We start from the raw sequence: 15,739 nt of genomic DNA on the forward strand, positions 1-15,739 counted from the left end.
AGCCAGTTACAACTTTATCTGTGCCACCTACTCGCAGTTCAATCAGCCCAAGAAACCAGCTAAACAACTATTTCTGAATGCCGTTTCCGGTGGTAACATCATCATTATGGATGAAGCGCACAACGCCTCGGGAAGTTCCAATACGGGAGAGTTCATGCAGGGTGTACTTCGCCAGACCAAAGGTGTTTGTTTCCTGTCTGCCACCTTTGCCAAACGCCCAGATAACATGCCCATCTATGCGCAAAAGACCTCCATGAGCGATGCCAACATGAGCAAAGAGGATTTGGTGGAAGCCATCACAAAAGGAGGTGTGGCATTGCAGGAAATACTGGCTGCCCAACTGGTATCCGAAGGTCAGATGATAAGGCGTGAACGCTCTTTTGAAGGCGTGGAAGTCAATTACATTGAGCTGAAAGAAAAAGCAAAGCAGCAGGCCGAAACAGCCGACAAGATTACCTCTATCATTCGTGACATCATCGGTTTTCAGGAAAAGTACATCAACAAACAGGTGGAGCAGCTCGACAAAATTGCTGCAGCCGAAAGCAAGGAAGTGGAAACCCGCAAAGGAACCGAGAAAGCCGGGGTTGACAATATTCCCTATTTCTCCAAGGTGTTCAACGTGATAAACCAGCTTCTCTTTAGTCTCAATGCCGAAGATGTGGCCGACCATGCCATCAAACGGCTCAAAGAAGGCAAGAAACCGGTCATTGCTTTTGCTTCCACCATGGGCAGTTTCTTGGAAGACATGGCCAAACCCGATGACATCATTAACGGGGATTTCTCCATTGTACTGGAGAAAGGATTAGACAGCGTTCTTCGTTACACCGAAAAAGACATTGACGGGCAAAGTCAGGGCAAAAGCTTTAACATTGCCGATCTCTCGGAAGAAGCCCAGCTGGCCTACCGGGATATTCTCAAACGCATCGAAAAGGCATCCACCGGAATAACCATCAGTCCGCTTGATTTAATCATCCAAAAAATCCGGGAAGCAGGCTTTTCCGTGGGCGAAGTCACCGGGCGAAAACTTTGTGTGCAGTACAATTCCATCAAGAAAGGCAATACCACCGCCTTAGTGCTGAATCGTAAAAAGGAAAACACAGCCAGTCTGTTCCGCCAGTTCAACGATAACGAAATCGACTGTTTGCTGATTAACCAGTCCGGTTCCACCGGTGCATCGGCCCATGCCATTGTCACCGGAAAAGTTCCGGCAGACAAGGTCAAGCAACGGGTGATGGTCATTTTGCAGCCTGAGCTGAACATCAGCACCGAAATACAAAAACGTGGCCGAATCAACCGAACCGGCCAGATCATGAAGCCGATTTACGATTACATCATCTCATCCATCCCGGCACAGAAGCGGTTTATGATGATGCTCAAAAAGAAGCTCAAATCGCTGGATGCCAACACCACTTCCAATCAGAAAAACAGCAAGTCGCAACTGGAATCGGATGATTTTTTGAATAAGTATGGCGACAAGGTGGTTCGCCAGTACATGCTGGAAAACCCGGAGCTAAGCAAAGCCCTGGATAATCCACTCAAATTTGAAGGCAAGGAAAGCGATGAAACCCCATCCGAAGGCGATGCTTCAAAAGTAACCGGACGGGTGGCCGTGCTTTCGGTAAAGGAACAGGAGAAGTTTTACAGCGAAGTGATTGAGCGGTATAACGATTACGTGGAATACCTCAAACAATCCGGAGAATATGACCTTGAAGTGGAAGTTCTCGACCTGAAAGCAGAGACCAAAGAGCGCAAGGTGGTCATTGCCGGGAAAGGTGGCCGGTCGGTATTTGGGAACGACACCTTCTTAGAAAAGTGTGAATGCAATGTTCTGAAAAAGCCTTATGGCAAACCGGAACTGGAAAAACTCATCCAGAAACATCTGGAGGGTAAAGATGCCGATACCATTGCGGAAGAAACCATCACAGCCCATGAAAAGCATGTTCAGACCAAGCTCAATGAGGATTTAAAGGAACTGGATGCCAAATACAAGGAACTAATTGCGGATATTTCCAACGAAAAGCCCTTTCAAAAGATTCCGGTATTTGATAAGACAGCTCAAAAAACCTATCTGGCGGAACGCACCGAAGAGCTCAATGCCGCCAAGCAGGAAGCCATCACCAAGACCAGAACCCAAAGTGAGAACCGCAAAAGCTATCTAAATGGATTCTTCCGGTTTTTCCGCATTGGGCACGGCTATTTTTATCCGGCATTAAGCTTTGAAGCGGACAGCAGCGATAATTCCTATTGCATGTTCCTGGGCTTTGACATCAGCCAAAAGCGCAATAACCCTTATGCACCGTCAGCTGTGAAGCTTCGTTTTGCCATTGCCGACAGTCGCAAGTACATTGTTTTGCCGGCTTCTGGTGATACGGCCAAAGAGATTGAGCGCATACAGGCCCGAAGCTTTCAGCTCTCCACCTCTCAAAAGGAAAGCTTGATTGGGAAATGGGATGAAGCCATCAAAGCCTTTACCGCAGACCGCCAAACTCGCTATATAGTAACGGGTAATATTCTGCAAGGCTCGGCTGATTTTTCCGGGAAACTGGCAAGCTATACCACCAAAGGCAAAGGGGTTCAGAAAGGCATCCTGATGAGTGAGGCGTGGTCGCCCGAAACCGGTGATAGCAAAGCCAATTCTTACGTGGTGGCACCCATTGCCAAACTGCAAAAGCACATTATGAGCCTTAGAAATGGTGCTGCCATTGCCACTGAGAACAAAATCAGCATCGTTCGCCACTATGACGATACCTTCAAAGTCATCATGCCTAAAACCAAAAGTCACATTTCCATTTACACCGATAAGGAGGTGGTAAAGCTTTTGGTTAACAATAGAGATGGTTTTGAAATGGTCTCCGGGAACATGAAAGCTTCGGTAACGGAAAACAACATGCCCAAGCTCTTAAAACTACTGGGTGAGCGGTTCAGTCTTTCGGTGAAAATACCCCGTCACTACTTTGAGGAATTTCTTGAGAAAAACACAGGGCGCAACGATTCGGTGGATAGCCTGACCAAAGAAGCCATGAAGCTTTTTGAGATGGATAAGAAAGCATTTTCGCAAAAACTGGCCAAACAAAAACAGACCATTCAAAAGCACAAACCCGGCAGGGAGGACAAAGCCAAAAAAATTAAACTGGTTAAGCTGCGGGCCAAAGCCATTCTGATTATGCAAAAGCAGATGCGCCAAGTGGCCGGTGTTGGTGCCCATCCTAAAATCAAAACCATCCTATGAATAAGGCAAAGAAGATTCAGCTCCGGCTGGATAGATTCCCTGAACTCAAGGGGATTGATGACGAGGTAGAAAAAGCTTTGCAGGAAAAGCAAAAGAACCGGCAGTTTAAGGATGCCGGTAAACGGATTCATGGCTCCCGGAAAGAGCAGGCGATGTACGACAAACTTATCAGCAGCAGTGACCTGCAAAGTATCGAACAGGACGAGGCCACGGCCATTGAGCTGATAAAAAAGGACAAGGTATTTCCAAAAGTTGACCCACAACAGGAAAAAGAAAACGGAACGGATTCGGGATGCGCCTTTCTGAAGGTAAAAATCCGTCAGGCTTTTCCGGCAACGCCTTATCAGAATACCAAAGAGGCACGGGAGCAATATGTGAGAATGGCCGAAGCCTTTCAATCTATTCTGAAGGAAGCCGTGACCATCGACAATCTGAAAGAACTTTTATCGGTGGCTACCGATGGGCAAATCATCCCCAAAACAGACTTCGGGATGCTCTTTGGCAAGCAGCTGCGTAATCTGGTGTTTGCCCTCAATGGCTATGTTAACGGAACGGGTGCGGCCAGACAAACCGTGATGGATGCCCGCCGGTATTCCGGCATCACAAAAGAGCTGGCCATGCCACTGCACGACAAACTGAAAGCTTCCTACGACAAACTGATAGAACGCCAACAAAAGTGCATTGATTCGGCCAAGCAGATTATCTCTGCACCGGACATGAAGCGGCACAAAACAGCGGATTTGACCTTCCGGGGTGGTATGCTTAGTAGCGTAAGAACCGTAGAGCAATATGTGCAATACGTGACACAGGTTTGTACCCGCTTTATCAACAACTATCAAAGGGAGTTTAACGACAAAAAAGAGCAGTTTCCTTACAAAGCTTTTCAGCCGGACTGGTCATGGGCCGATACCAAAACCAAGTCAACCGCTAAAAGTGACAGCAGTGCCAAACCAAAGATAGAGGCGATTCCATTGGCCTACATCAAACGCACCGGTGGATTATTGATTGAGCAGGCCGATGAAAAGACAGTCATTGAAAAGTTGCATTTCAAATCGCTCACGCTGGGAAATTACGTTCGTGACAATGAAGCCCAGGAACACATCCGTCATTTTGTGGCGGCTATCGTGGATTTATGCGAGGTTCTTGACATTAACCTCTCCATGAATGAGAACCTTGCCATTGCCTTCGGGGCTTTTGGCCGGGGTGGTAAAGCGATGGCCACCTATTACCCCACACGTCAGCTCATCAACCTGACCAAACGAAACGGAGATGGTTCGGTAGCCCATGAGTGGGGCCACTTCTTTGACCATTTTCTCAATGGCTTTTCTCTTACTAAACCGGCATTGCGCACAGAGCAGATTTTAGATGGAATAATGAATGGTTTTGGAAGCAGACGTAAATACCTGACCAATCTACGCTCCTCCATGAGCCGGGATTACTTTACCAGCGAGATGGAGGATATTCTGAGAAACCATATCCTCGAAAGCCCAATGCTCAAAAGCATGGCGGGACTGGTGGCGATGCTTCGGTTCGGATATTGCCACATCGACGGAACCATGGTCAGCTACAATCAGGCAGATGCAAAGGGCAAAAAGCCCACCGACAGCAATCTTTACTATTATTCCAAGCTGCAGGGAACCTACTGGAGCAACATCGCTGAAATGTTTGCCCGGAGTTTTGAATGCTATGTATCGGACAAACTCAAAGAACAGGGCCGGGTGAACAACTACCTCGTATCGGGCAGCATGTTCGCTTTCCCGGTATATCCGCAAAGCAAAGAGCGGGAGTGCATCAACAAATGCTTCGATCACCTGATAACCTCCATGAAAAGCCATCTTTCCATCAAACCATTTACGCCATTTACCGCCCAACGTGCCGATGAATACATCGACCTGACCAACGAGGGGAATGTCAACAAGGGCGTGATTGTAGGCAAAGAGCGCAAGCTGAAACTGGCCAAGATTCGGGCAAAAGCCATCATCATCAAACAAAAACAAGCCCTTGCGAAGGGAAGCGAAAAATAAAAAAATAAGTTAGAACTTAATATTATACAGCATGAGACTTACAATAGCCAATTACAAAGAAGCCACAAAGAACATTGATTCCAAGAAACTGCCGGAAGCTGCCCGTGAAGCGCACAAGGAATTTGATTCGTTTGCCGATTTCTACGATGAGGACAAAGACATTAAAGAGATGCTGGACAACCATTTCAGGATTGTTGAACCTTATTTGAAGGATGAGCCAAAGAAGGCACCGGACAAAAAGAAGTCCCCGGCTGCAAAGAAGACAGCAAAGAAACCAACTCCCAAGGCTAAAGCAAAAAACACATCTTCCCGTAAGAAGACTGCCGCAAAGAAAGTAAAACGCAAACCCAACGAGGTGGCATTAATGCCTTTGGAGATTAAAATCATTAAGCGGTATTTGGCAATGCACGAGAAAAAGGTTTCCGAACGGCAAGTGTCGCTTCTTTACAAGGTTATTCAGAAAGCAGCTACCGAAAAAACCATACGGAAAAGCAGCAAATATGCCGAGGAAGTCAAACTCATTGGTAACGACCTTGCCAACACCTACAAAGAGATGGGCGAAAGCTGCACATTTGAGGTTCCGGACACTCTGCACAGCAAGCTTAAAACCATTGTGGACAGTTATGGTGTCAGCCCGGCCATTGCACTCATCAAGCGATTCATCAATCTGTATGGCAACATTACCATTGAAAAGGCGAAGCGACTATTGACCAGCATCAAGAACGCCAAAAAGAGCGGTAAGGTCAGCTCCGGGGACAATGGTTTTGAGCGGGTAACCCAGGTGCAGAAGCATCTGGAGGATTACCTTGAAAGCGACAAGCTGTTAGTAACCAATATCCAGCTAAACGGTCTGAAAGGCCTTGCCGGACTGGGAAAGTAACAGCCACTTCTACTAAACCCTTGCGTAGTGGTGGCAAACAAATTAATGGGGTCTCAATGGCAAAAAGCAATGTGGTTTCTCCCGGTCAGGTGGTATCAGCCGACCAGTTGGCCAAAATGAAGTTTTCGACCCTTTCCATTGGTGGGAAATTTGGCAAACTATTGGGCAAGCCATACAAACCTTTTTACCTGATGATTTACGGAAGTCGTTTCAACGGTAAAAGCTCCGTGGCCATGCTATTGGCCGATGAACTGGTCAAGGGTGGCTTAAAGGTTTTGTACGTTTCCAACGAGGAAGGTGTGAAAGGCTCTCTTCAGGAGAAGCTTCTTCGGTTAAAAATCAGCAGTCCGATTCATTTTGTGGAGGAATACAACCCCAAACAGTTCCGAGGCTATGATGCGGTTTTTCTGGACAGTACCCAGACAGTCGGCATGAAACCGGATGAATTCAAAATCATTAAAAAGCAATTTCCAGAGACCTCTTTCATTTTGGTGTTTAAGGCCAACCGGGATGGCAGTTCCAAAGGTGGAACCGATTGGGAACACGATGTGGATGCCATCATGCACATCGAAAACCAGAGTGCCACCATGGAAAAGAACCGGTTTCCCGGTGGTAGTAACGAAACCATTAAAATGTTTTAGACCATGGAAGAAGCCGCCGTCAAATTACTCTGGATAGCCGTTGGAACTACTAGCTCGTTGATCGTTGGAGTTGTCTCCTTCATCATCCGCAATGCCCTATCCAAGAATGCCACAAAGGACAATATAAATGCAAAAACCGATCTGTTGGAAAAGGATATTTCTCACCTGACAAAAGAGATGAATTCCTGTGAAACCAAGTTTGCCATCCTTCACAAGCGGGTGTCGGATTTACGGGAAAACTCTAAAGAGATATACGTCAGTAAAGAACTGTTCCACCAGACCATCAAACAGCTCAATGAAAAGCTGGATACCATCCTAAAATTTGTAGAGAAATAATGAACCTATTTAGAAAACTTGCCAATGCAGGCACAGCCGAAACCCTCAAGGAGGGCGCTAAGCTCATTGATGAGATATTTACTACGCAGGAGGAAAAGCTTCAGGGCAAAATGGAGCTTTTCAAAATGGCCATTACAGATAGAGATTCTGCCAGAACCATGTATTCCAAAGACAGCTGGCTCCAGAAGACTTTTGCCCTATTCTTTTTGCTGGCTTGGTGTGGATTGACTGTTCTCATGCTGGAATATTTCATACTGGGAAATATTCATTTAGAGGATTGGCAGATTGCTTTTGTAAGCAGTATCAATGGTGGCATATCCACCAAATTAAGCACCATTATCGACTTCCTTTTCGGTGGTGCCATTTCCGGAGTTAACAATGTAAACCTTAAATCCAGACGTAAAAATGAAAAAAACATTTGATGAATTATTTGAAGGCGTGATAAAGCATGAAGGCTATTACGCAAATGTTTCCGGCGACCGAGGAGGAGAAACCTATGTGGGAGTAGCCCGGAACTTACACCCCAACTGGGAAGGATGGGCAGTCATTGACCTTTACAAGTCAGAAGCCGGAGCCATAAAGCACAACGAGAAAATAAATGATGACGGATTAACCTTCTTGGTAAAGGAGTTTTATAGACATACTTTTTACCATACATATCGCATAGAATCCATTAAAAACGGGGCTTTGCAGGAAATTATTTTCGATTGGTGTGTCAATAGTGGCTACTGGGGTAGCTGTGGCGTTCAAAAGGTTCTGAACCGCTTTTTTGATTGCGACCTTAAGCTGGATGGGATCATCGGGAACCAAACTATAGCGGCCATTAATTCATGTGATCCGGAGACGTTGTTTAATGCCATTAAAGCAGCCCGGATTCACTTTTACAAGGTTATTGCTAAAAGAGGGGAGAATGCGAAGTTTTTGAGGGGGTGGTTGAGAAGAGTGGAGAGTTTTTCTTTTTAATAGGGGAAAGGGAATTAATTATTATTGGGGATTCGTTTTGAATCCCTTTTTTATTTCCGCAATTTTATAATTCCGTATATTCGGGGAGTAAAAACAAATTAGATTTAAACACAATGTTGTTTTTAGGTTGCAAACAATAATATTGTGTTTATGGATACGTTCTACACAATTTAAAAGTATGCATATAGTAAGTTTTGATGATTGGTTTAAAAGGGAGGCAAATAATGAAAATATTTGTTTCCTATGCGGAAACCAGTTAGATGATAAGAATAAATCAGATGAACATATTTTTCCTAAATGGATTCTCAAGGAATTTAATTTATGGAATGTTCCATTAACATTACTAAATAAAAGTAGATTTAATTATCGGTCAGCAATTGTTCCTTGCTGCAAGAAATGCAATAACACTAGCTTATCTGATATAGAGAAGGAAATAAAAAGTGGAATTGATGGAGGTTTCGATTATTTTGTAGATAGGGTGAGCCGAGAATCTATATATAAGTGGTGTCAACTAATATTTTATAAAATCCTATACAAAGAGAACTTTCTTAAAGAAAATATAAAATTAAAAGAGTCAAAAAAGATTATATCTGAAGAACAATTTGCCAATCTTAAACTCAATCATTTATTTCTTAGAAGTATCGATAAAGATGTTGAGTTTGTTGATTTTCTACCTGGTTCAATATTTATTTGTAAAGTAAAAACGTCAGACTTAGATAAAAGTCTAAATTTTGATTATATGGATGCTGTTCCAGAGCAATGTTTAGCTATTCGGATAAATGATATTGGGATTATTGCAATACTTGCTGATGCTGGCTTACAGGAGTTAGTTAAAACAGAAGATTATAGTAAATATACATCTCATATTCTTGCGCCTATACAGTTTAAGAATTTATTTGCAAACTGTGTATATCAACAAATGCTTTTTAGAGACCCGTTTAAATACAAAATTGAATTCAAAAGTTCAGACAAATTATCCATCGAAAGAGTGCCAAAGGACAATTTTGAGGGAAATGTTTACGAGCAAGGTAATTCGACTGACCACTCTCAATTATTAGCAAGTATTTTTAATTGTGACCCAAATCAGTTTTATATGGGTGAGGGACTTACAGGCTCTTTTTTCTTTGATGATAATGGAGCTTGGAAAGATAGAGCGTTTGAAGATGATGGAACAATAAAAAACAGTGTAGAATATCGTATATAAAACATTTGGCAGTCGGTGGGTTATCAAGCATTTTAGCCCGTGTCAAAAGTAGTTGTAACTTGACAGGAAAGTGCTTCGAAATGCCAAACGTTTCATATACGTAACCGTTGTGGGTAATTTGAATACTGCAAAAAAAACAAGCTAAAAATTTATTAAGACATTTTGATTTCATAACATTGTTGTTTCACACGATTGAAATTTGATATGGATAATTCATTTGAAATATTATTTAAACGACTGGGTATCAATAAAAAAAATGGATTGTTATATTTTCAAGATATAAATATATGGTCTAATCTTTTGTCATTTAGAATACTAAGGGCGATTGAAGAAATTAAACCTTATGCATTATATCTTATTAATAATAATCCAATCATTCTTTTTATTGATAATACCTCAAATTCTGATTTGAAATCAATCAACAGAAAGGTTTGGAACTTTCAAATTCCTATTATCATTATTGACAATGGTAATGAATGGAATATATTCAACGGTTATTTACTATCCGAAAGTAAAATGTTAAGCGAGCTATTTCCGGCCATTAAACATAAAGACATAAATAAAAACGAAGAGCTGGAAAATCTTTCGTTTTGGAATTTGCAATCAGGAAAAGCATGGAAAGTATACGAAACTCAATTCATAGAAAATAAAAATGCAAAAGACAGAAAGCGTTTAGACACTTATTTGTTAGAAAATATTGACGGAGCGATTACCTCATTGACAAAAGGTAAAACTAAAATTATTCATCAAAGAAATAGAGAAATTGCGAATAATTTAATCGGAAGATTAATCTATTCTCGATATTTAATTGACAGAGGTGTAGATTTAGGAATAAAGGGGGTTGAACAAAAAAAACAAAAACAATTCTTTGAAGAGATAATCCTAAACAGCGATAAATTATATAAATTTTTCGCCCACCTTAGAAGTAAGTTTAACGGAAATCTTTTTCCTACTGAAGTTAAAACTTCAAAAAATGATGAGATATTAGTTGAAGAAGAAAAAGACTTTATACAAACAAAACATCTTGAAATTCTTCATGAATTATTTACTGGTAATGATTTAAGCAACAGAAATCAACTAACGTTTATTAGTCTGTTTGATATCTACGATTTCAATATCATACCAATAGAATTAATAAGTAACATATATGAACAATTTATTGGAAAAGTTGGTCAAAAAGCGAACAAATCGTTTTATACACCTGCTTTTCTTGTCGATTATGTACTAAAATATACAGTTGAACCACATTTGACGCATAATTCCGAATGTAAAGTACTCGACCCTTCGTGCGGTTCAGGAATTTTCCTTGTTGAAACTTTACGTAAAATTATTGAGAGAAACATTGCAACGGGTAAAATCAAACGCTTTTCAGAACTGACAAAAATCGCCAATAAAAATTCCGAACGTTTGAAAGAACTAATTTACGAAAACGATATTGCTTTAAAATCGTTAGTTCACGAAAATATATTTGGAATTGATAAAGATAAAAAAGCAATAAACATAGCAAAATTTTCGGTTTACGTTACATTGCTTGATTATAAAGAACCCAAAGAAATAGAACATTTCAGATTGCCTGAATTAGAAAGTAATTTTGTTCATGCTAACTTTTTAGACAGTACAATAATTGATAAATTCAAAAAATACAACTTCGATTTTATCATTGGCAATCCACCCTGGGGAAGCATAAACGATGATGAATTGCACACTAAATTTGTAAAAGAGCATGATAGCAATATCAGTGATAAGCAAATTGCGCAAAGTTTTTTAATTCAGGCATCTAAATTAGTTTCCAAAAATAAGCAAATAGCCTTTGTTTTGCCAAGCAAAGGAACTTTATACAACTCAGAAGCGAAAAAATTCCGTAATTTTTTGTGGGAAAACTTTGAATTGAACCGCGTTTTGGAATTATCTGCTGTTAGGCGGCAGATCTTCACAAAAGCAATTGCACCTACTGCAATCTTGTTTCTTACTCATAAACCGTTACAAGAAAACATAGAATTAGAACAGCATATAAAACAACTTGCAAAAAACACGGTTCATTACATTTCATTGAAATCAAGCTTAATATTTAAACTATTTAAGATAATTGTAATTGAAAAATACGATTACAAAAAAATTACGCAAAAACACTTTGTCGAAAACGACTGGATTTGGAAAGTGATTTTGTACGGAAGTACTTTGGATTTTAGGTATTTGAAAGAATTATACAATAATCAGGACAATATTGAACTCGATATATATCTTGAAAATAACGATGTAACTTTTGGAACGGGGTATAAAACAGCACAAAAATATGCAAAAAGCAATGCTGAACCACTTAAAGAACATCTGGTTGTGCGAGGGAAAAATTTTTCTCAATATTTTATAAATAAAGAAAACCTTCCTTTATTTAAAAATGAATATCCAGGTCTAAATCTTGTAGATGGAAAAGGTGTAATGGAGGTTTATAATTCGCCACATTTATTAGTGAAAAGGGGGATAAATAAACAAAGTGTTGTTGCTTTTTCTGATTATTATTGTATTTTCCCTGACTCAGTGTATGGAATGTATAGTAAAAATAAGGATAAAGAACTTTTAAAAAGTATTGGTTCACTTTTTTCAACACAGTTATTTTCTTATTTCCTTTTAAATTTTTCAACACAGTGGGGAGTTGAACGAGATGAAGTTAAAAAGGGGAATTATGAACAAGTTCCAATTTTACCTTTTTCAGAAGAACAAAAACAGGATATTGCATCGAAATTCGATGAAGCTACAAAGTTAGCCCGAGAAAAATTTAAAAATCCCTACGATAAACGACCTGATTATAATTTTGATGAATTGTTTTATGATATTTACGGAGTAGATAAACAACAAAGAGACCTTATTGATTATGCTTTAAACGTATCAATTCCATTATTCCGACAAAAAGAAGAGCCATTTGAAAAAGTAAGAAAAGAGCAAATAACAAAATATGCCGAAGTTTTTAAAGATTTTTTCACCGAAAAATTTACACGACTTGGAAAATATTTAAAAATTGATATTTATTATGTCCGCCAAGAGTATGTAACAGTTAATATTCAAATCAATGAAAAACCTTCGGAATATATCATAAATTTTCCAGAAGAGATAAATCCAAATGCAAAATTTGAAGTATTAACACAAATATTTTCCGTGCCTGAAAAGATAACCAATGATTTATACATTCAAAAAGATGTTAAAGGATTTGGAAAAACATCTTTCTATGTTGTAAAACCAAATGAATACAAAAACTGGCATCCTGCAATAGCTCATCTTGATGTAAATGAGTTTTACGATACAATTATAAAGTCAGGAATGAGAAAGCAAAAGGAGGATAAGGTATGATAGAGGGAATAGCTTTTTCATTAGCTCACGATTTATATACCGAAGAGTTTAACCAAGTTGCAAAATTACTGATTTATTCATATCAACAAATGGTTGAGAATAATGAAGTTCTTACATCAGACCACGAAACGTATTTGCGTAATATTTTAGTAAAAAAATACTTGCGCAACAAAGATGCAAAACAAAAGTATGACATTGGATATTTAGGCTTTGAAATTGAAAGTGGGGAAATTGACATCAACAACCAAACAGTTGGGTTCATTGATATAAAAGTATTGAATTTAGGAAACAAAGATTTGCTGGACGAAGATGAATACTATTCTATTGAATGTAAAAGACTTGACGGTGAATCAACCAAAAACAATCTTTATATTAAGGAGGGAATAAATAGATACGTTAATTCAAAATATTCACAACAAATGCCCTTTTCAGCTATGGTTGGTTTTATTGAAAGCGGAATTACTGCAAATATAAAGGACAACATTAACTCTTCTTTAATAGAAAACAAATACTTTCAAACCTATTCATCTTTATTAGAGTATGTATTTGTTGCTGATTTTAAAGAGACTTTCGTTTCAAAACACGAACGGAAAAACTCTCAATTCACAGACATTGAAATATTTCATTTCTTGTTTGATTTTCAGGGATTAATAAAAAAGGAATATCCACAACATTCCACTTAACATCAGTCTGCTTTGGGTAGCTTGCTGTAAGTGCATTCACGTTGTATATTCAGGTTAATATGTCTGAAGTTTTTAAATTTGGAGGAGTTTTAAATTGCATATTTTAGCTATTAAAAATAATTTTTGATGAGAATACCTGCACCTTCCAAACAATTAGTATCTCAATATCAGAAAAAGTGGGAAACCTTAGAAAACTATGTTGCCCAGGAAAGTAGCTTAAGAAAGCTCTTTACAGAAACATACCCTTATAATACTGAAATGGATGAAGTGCTTATTAAAGTATGCTCTTTAAATGATTTTTATAGCACCAATATTTTCTCCCCTTTTTCGGTAGCAAAGCACATTATATCTTTAAATATAGATGCAAGATTGAACGATAATGATACTTCACTTGTAAATGATATTGCTAAAGTGAATGTCAATGGCAAAAAGGAATTCAACTTTTATTCGTTTGCCACCAAATATTGCAGCCATCATAAACCAAAAGAATTTCCGATCTATGACAGTTACGTTGAGAAGTTATTAATGGCATTAAAAAAACAAGATAATTTTTTCAATTTTCGCAAATTGGATCTAAAGATATATTCAAGTTATAAAAACATCCTTATCGCTTTTAGGGAATTTTATAATCTGGAAGACTTCGATTTAAAGCAAATAGATAAATATTTGTGGCAAGCAGGAAAAGATTATTATTCCCAAAAGCAGGATACAAAAATACTTCAAATAAAGACAGGTTTACCTACACTTCAACATCAGGACTAAACGTAGTGAAGAAAAATGGTCTGTAAAAAATAAATTGAAGTCTGTATTTTTTGAAATAATAAATCGTAATAAAAAAAAGTTATCAACAGGTTTGTTTTTATTTTCTGCCAAAAATATGATGGCAAATTGTATGTCCAAAGGGTTAAATATTCTACCCCGAAACACCTTCTATTTAATTGTTTTTCAATTTGTTGTAAAGGGTTTTAAAATAGGCGCCCCGGTTTGCGTATATAGCTTTGTTGGGCGCTGGCATTTAAATCATAGCTCCAAATTCATCATTAAGTTTTTCATTATCCCAAATTATCCAACGTTTAAAGGCAGTAAAGTTTGAAGTTATTCCTAATTCATTCCTAATTTTGATTCTAAAATATTCTCTTCCGTCGTTATCATCTTCGGATATTTCGAAATATTCTTTTAGTAGCCGTTGAAACTTCATAATTTCTTCAAGTAAACTATTTCTTAAATTTGCAGATTCTAGTTTTTTTAATTTAGTAGTTCCATTATACACGGCAATTAAAAGATTTTTTGTGGTTTTTACTTTCTCCGTATCCTTTAAAGCTTCTATTTTTACCTTTTCAAAAGGGAAAGGCTTGAATGTATATTTTAGGTCAATATCTACATTGTCATTCTCTTTTGTACAATCCAGAATGTTATCATAACTAGCTAATTTTATACTATTACAATGAGCACAAGCAAAAAACAAATTCTCCCAAGAGAACTTTAATTCTTTATCTCCTTTGTGAGGTTTAAAGTGTTCAATATTTATAGATTCAGGTTCTTTATACTCACATATGTAACATTTATTCTTAAAATCATTTTCGATTCGCTCTAATACCAGACCACAATTATATTTGCCATTTTCTTTAGCTTTTTCTAATTCGAGACAGACTGGAGCTGGCAAAGATTTTTCAAAAAAAACCATATTTATTCTTCTTTTTTGTTTAAGCTTTTTAATTCGATTTGTTGTAGTCTAACTATTAATTCTTTGGAAGAATATTTTGGTATCTGTGAGAAATAATCTTTCAAAAAAAACAATTCCTCCTTTTCCAAATCCGATAAATTTTTACTTTCCATTAGCTTTTCAAATTTATCCAATTTTGCTTTGACTTCATTAGAGTATTTGTCAGATAAAAAATAGCTCTCTATAAGTGAGTCATAAGAATATGCAGATAAGTCATCTGTAACAAGCTTTGATTCAAGGTCACATATTACAGCATCTTGTATCGAGGATAAAATAAATGGTGAATGGGTAGTAACAATAAATTGAATTCTTGGGAAAAAGTTAGTTAAGAAGGGTAACACTTGTTTTTGTAAATCGACATGCAGATGAGTTTCAATTTCGTCAATTAGAACAATACCTTCAAGATTGTAATTTTTTGCGTTGTGAGCTTCCATTCTTAAAAGTAGCTCTGTTACAATACTTATTATCGCAGAATATCCATCAGATAATGTATTAAAACCATAGGGTTTTTTGTTATTTTCTAAAATGTGAAAATTATATGTTTTTCTATCAAATTTCAGTTTTAAATTATCATTTCCGATAATTTTTTTTAAATTGTTTTCAAAGTTTTCAAACCATATATCAATCTCTTTTACAATGTTATGCTCATCATCATCTCTGGCAAAAGACCTGTCAGCTTTTAAGTTGACAATATATTGAATGAAGTCCTTGTTT

13 protein-coding genes are annotated in these 15,739 nt (G+C 38.1%); 11 read left to right on the forward strand and 2 right to left on the reverse strand.

The window, feature by feature from the left end:
- The 11 genes from QZZ43_RS18080 to QZZ43_RS18130 all read left to right on the forward strand — a co-directional run.
- Positions 1-3,229 (forward strand): strawberry notch C-terminal domain-containing protein (locus tag QZZ43_RS18080; RefSeq protein WP_291862195.1); only part of this gene is annotated, 3,229 nt, incomplete at its 5' end.
- Complete coding sequence (locus QZZ43_RS18085) at positions 3,226-5,253, forward strand: LPD1 domain-containing protein (protein ID WP_291862197.1); 2,028 nt, start codon at positions 3,226-3,228, stop codon at positions 5,251-5,253. The genes QZZ43_RS18080 and QZZ43_RS18085, both read left to right, overlap by 4 nt.
- A gap of 31 nt (positions 5,254-5,284) precedes the next feature.
- Positions 5,285-6,133 carry a hypothetical protein gene (locus QZZ43_RS18090; protein ID WP_291862199.1) on the forward strand — a complete coding sequence of 283 codons (849 nt, stop codon included), beginning with the start codon at positions 5,285-5,287 and terminating at the stop codon, positions 6,131-6,133.
- 56 nt (positions 6,134-6,189) lie between these two features.
- Complete coding sequence (locus QZZ43_RS18095; RefSeq protein ID WP_291862201.1) at positions 6,190-6,774, forward strand: hypothetical protein; 585 nt, start codon at positions 6,190-6,192, stop codon at positions 6,772-6,774.
- A gap of 3 nt (positions 6,775-6,777) precedes the next feature.
- The gene (locus QZZ43_RS18100) at positions 6,778-7,110 is read left to right on the forward strand and encodes a hypothetical protein (RefSeq protein WP_291862203.1); all 333 of its coding nucleotides are present in this window, start codon (positions 6,778-6,780) and stop codon (positions 7,108-7,110) included.
- On the forward strand, positions 7,110-7,532 hold the full coding sequence (locus QZZ43_RS18105) for a hypothetical protein (protein WP_291862205.1): 423 nt from the start codon (positions 7,110-7,112) through the stop codon (positions 7,530-7,532). Before QZZ43_RS18100 ends, QZZ43_RS18105 begins: the two co-directional genes overlap by 1 nt.
- On the forward strand, positions 7,516-8,073 hold the full coding sequence (locus QZZ43_RS18110) for a putative peptidoglycan-binding domain-containing protein (protein ID WP_291862207.1): 558 nt from the start codon (positions 7,516-7,518) through the stop codon (positions 8,071-8,073). Before QZZ43_RS18105 ends, QZZ43_RS18110 begins: the two co-directional genes overlap by 17 nt.
- Before the next feature lie 178 nt (positions 8,074-8,251).
- Complete coding sequence (locus tag QZZ43_RS18115) at positions 8,252-9,277, forward strand: hypothetical protein (protein ID WP_291862208.1); 1,026 nt, start codon at positions 8,252-8,254, stop codon at positions 9,275-9,277.
- A 204-nt stretch (positions 9,278-9,481) separates the two neighbouring features.
- A complete protein-coding gene (locus QZZ43_RS18120; RefSeq protein WP_291862210.1) occupies positions 9,482-12,619 on the forward strand; it encodes an N-6 DNA methylase in 3,138 nt (1,045 codons plus the stop codon).
- Positions 12,616-13,302 carry a hypothetical protein gene (locus tag QZZ43_RS18125; RefSeq protein WP_291862212.1) on the forward strand — a complete coding sequence of 229 codons (687 nt, stop codon included), beginning with the start codon at positions 12,616-12,618 and terminating at the stop codon, positions 13,300-13,302. Before QZZ43_RS18120 ends, QZZ43_RS18125 begins: the two co-directional genes overlap by 4 nt.
- Positions 13,303-13,428: 126 nt before the next feature.
- Complete coding sequence (locus QZZ43_RS18130; protein ID WP_291862214.1) at positions 13,429-14,064, forward strand: hypothetical protein; 636 nt, start codon at positions 13,429-13,431, stop codon at positions 14,062-14,064.
- 253 nt (positions 14,065-14,317) lie between these two features.
- Here QZZ43_RS18130 and QZZ43_RS18135 read toward each other — a convergent pair whose 3' ends face one another.
- Positions 14,318-14,986, reverse strand: a complete 669-nt coding sequence (locus tag QZZ43_RS18135) for an HNH endonuclease (protein WP_291862215.1) — start codon at positions 14,984-14,986, stop codon at positions 14,318-14,320.
- A gap of 2 nt (positions 14,987-14,988) precedes the next feature.
- On the reverse strand, positions 14,989-15,739 hold a 751-nt coding region (locus tag QZZ43_RS18140; RefSeq protein ID WP_291862217.1), incomplete at its 5' end, for an AAA family ATPase.

Origin of the sequence: Marinilabilia sp. (assembly GCF_016278715.1) — a bacterium.
Taxonomy (GTDB): domain Bacteria; phylum Bacteroidota; class Bacteroidia; order Bacteroidales; family Marinilabiliaceae; genus Marinilabilia.

Bases quoted from the DNA above. Each gene is read 5' to 3' on its own strand.
- QZZ43_RS18115 (WP_291862208.1), top strand. From the start codon at position 8,252: ATGCATATAGTAAGTTTTGATGATTGGTTTAAAAGGGAGGCAAATAAT.
- QZZ43_RS18090 (WP_291862199.1), top strand. From the start codon at position 5,285: ATGAGACTTACAATAGCCAATTACAAAGAAGCCACAAAGAACATTGAT.
- QZZ43_RS18135 (WP_291862215.1), bottom strand. From the start codon at position 14,986: ATGGTTTTTTTTGAAAAATCTTTGCCAGCTCCAGTCTGTCTCGAATTA.
- QZZ43_RS18130 (WP_291862214.1), top strand. From the start codon at position 13,429: ATGAGAATACCTGCACCTTCCAAACAATTAGTATCTCAATATCAGAAA.
- QZZ43_RS18095 (WP_291862201.1), top strand. From the start codon at position 6,190: ATGGCAAAAAGCAATGTGGTTTCTCCCGGTCAGGTGGTATCAGCCGAC.
- QZZ43_RS18085 (WP_291862197.1), top strand. From the start codon at position 3,226: ATGAATAAGGCAAAGAAGATTCAGCTCCGGCTGGATAGATTCCCTGAA.
- QZZ43_RS18120 (WP_291862210.1), top strand. From the start codon at position 9,482: ATGGATAATTCATTTGAAATATTATTTAAACGACTGGGTATCAATAAA.
- QZZ43_RS18110 (WP_291862207.1), top strand. From the start codon at position 7,516: ATGAAAAAAACATTTGATGAATTATTTGAAGGCGTGATAAAGCATGAA.
- QZZ43_RS18105 (WP_291862205.1), top strand. From the start codon at position 7,110: ATGAACCTATTTAGAAAACTTGCCAATGCAGGCACAGCCGAAACCCTC.
- QZZ43_RS18100 (WP_291862203.1), top strand. From the start codon at position 6,778: ATGGAAGAAGCCGCCGTCAAATTACTCTGGATAGCCGTTGGAACTACT.
- QZZ43_RS18125 (WP_291862212.1), top strand. From the start codon at position 12,616: ATGATAGAGGGAATAGCTTTTTCATTAGCTCACGATTTATATACCGAA.